This window comes from Pontibacterium sp., from assembly GCF_041587635.1.
Classification (GTDB): domain Bacteria; phylum Pseudomonadota; class Gammaproteobacteria; order Pseudomonadales; family Balneatricaceae; genus Pontibacterium.
On sequence record NZ_JBFGYC010000637.1, the window covers coordinates 1 to 2,135 of the forward strand.

The 2,135-nt window shown below is 49.2% G+C and carries 2 protein-coding genes and 1 pseudogene; all 3 read right to left on the bottom strand.

The features are described from left to right. Nucleotides 1-366: pseudogene (locus tag ABYW01_RS20105) on the bottom strand (transporter); the annotation flags it as partial. 21 nt (nucleotides 367-387) lie between these two features. Then, entirely contained in the window at nucleotides 388-1,401 is a 1,014-nt protein-coding gene (locus ABYW01_RS20110) for a WD40/YVTN/BNR-like repeat-containing protein (protein ID WP_372836220.1), read from the bottom strand. Between the two features lie 305 nt (nucleotides 1,402-1,706). Continuing rightward, on the bottom strand, nucleotides 1,707-2,135 hold a 429-nt coding region (locus tag ABYW01_RS20115; RefSeq protein ID WP_372836222.1), incomplete at its 5' end, for a substrate binding domain-containing protein.

The following is a 2,135-nucleotide window of genomic DNA, read 5'->3' on the forward strand; positions in this document are numbered from 1 at the left end:
GGTCACACTCGACACAAGGTTGTGGTTGATGCCCGGAAGACTGTCCACCGCCAGCGTCATGCGGTGGATCTTGGCCAGCGCTTCATTGCTGAAGATATCGCCCTCTTCCACTTCGACCCCAACGATGATCACGTTGGCGCCACCGAAAGAGGACTTAATCTCATTGTGCAGTTCAATATACGGATGGCTCTGCGGCAACAGGTCCGCAAAGTCGGAGTACATCTTTACACTCGGGATCTGATAGGCGAAGAACAGGGTAATCGCCAGAATGATGCCCAGAATCGTTTTAGGATGACGGAAGACCGACTCATCCAGATTATGTAGAAAGTGCGTCGCCTTGTGAGCGTCTGCGGACTTTTTATCCATGATGCTTCAGACCTGTAATTATTATTGAACGTCTACGGTAAACAGCGAGCCCCAGCCGCCTGCGACCAGCAGTTGCTTGTCACTCAGCGCTTGTGCATCGCGTAGGTATACCGGGATTTTTGGCGCATCAATGCGTTTCCAGCCCTGGCCGTTAAGCTCAAGTACGTTGCCGTGATCACCCATCACAAACAGACGTTCGCCCAGTGCATGGAAGCTATAAAGAGGGGATTCAGTCGGTGTCGTTTGCTGTTGCCAGCTCATACCACCGTCAGTGGTATGGAGGATCTGTCCACTCAGGCCCGCTGCCCAACCTTCGTTGGCATTAGCAAAGTGAATACCCTGTGGGTAAAAATCGTTTGGCATATACTCCGGTGCTGACCAGGTGTCGCCACCGTCCGTACTCTTAACCACCAAACCAAACTCACCGGCAATCACCAACGTGTTTTCATCGATAAATTTAACGTCGGTCAGCTGAGAATCCTCTTCCAGAGTGGTCTCACTCCAGCTGGCACCTTTATCTTTACTGTTGATGATGGTTGAGAAGCTAGCCGTTACCCAGACACTGTTGTCCGGGCCGCAAGCGAGTGACAGTACGTTTTCCTGAGTGCCAATCGGTGATGGCGTCCAGTTTTCACCTTTGGCATCAGCAAACCAAACCTGTCCGTCCATGCCTAACGCGGCAAAACTCTGATCCGGGCAGGACTCGACATCAACAAGGCTTGGTTGAGATTCGATCAGCTGGCGGGTCCAGCTGATGTTATTACGCGGACTGGTAAGAACAATACCATCACTGCCCACCGCCAGTACGGTGGAATCGTTTGCAGCAACGGCCTGAAACTGATCGGTACGACGTACGGATTTGGCCTGCTCTTTATCTACACCCTCAAGATTAAGAGGCGCTTCACAGCCGGTCAGAGCCAGCGGTAAAAACGCTGCAGCCAGAAATCCTTTAACAGGTTTTGCGTAGGAAGCGTGTGGAGAAACAACAGAACTGTCCACGGCCTCGACGCGTTTTTTTCTAATTATTGACGTCATCGCTTACTTCACCAAAAGTCTTGATTGCGGTGTAAACACACCTACTCAAACAGGTAAGAGCAACGGCCGTGCCAGTTCTCAATCTTATTGACTGACTGCTTTAAAAAAGCGCTGAACCATGCGTAATTACGGGCTTCAGGGGAAAAACATTATTTTGGAGAAGGAATCAAAATCTGAAAGGAAAAATCTATATCCGTGGGATTTATGGGGAAAATTGATGAAATCGTCAAGCAATCGGCATAAGCCTTAAGCAAATCATCAATCGGTAAAGCTATTGAGCAAATCATGAAAAACCGGACAAACACTCAATGCCAGGGTGCGATCGGAACAAACTTCTGCAACAGAAAATCAACAAACACACGGATTTTAGCCGGTAGATACTTACGGTGGGTGTAGAGTACATGGATCTGCTGCTTATCAATATCATAGTGTCTTAACAACGGGATCAAGCGACCCGCTTCAATATCACCCGCCACCATAAAACTCGATAATCGTGCGATTCCGCCACCCATCCGTGCGTATTCATGCAATGCTTCCACATTATCCGTCACAAACCCATGGTCGATATCGATCACCTCACGCGTACCTTGGCGTTTAAAGTGCCAATGATTGAAGGAGTCACTCGTAGATAAACGCAGACATTGGTGCTGTTTCAGTTCATCAGGCGTTTGCGGTTGACCATGCTTATCAAGATAGGCCGGACTGGCACACACAATCCTTTGGCTCTCTCCCAA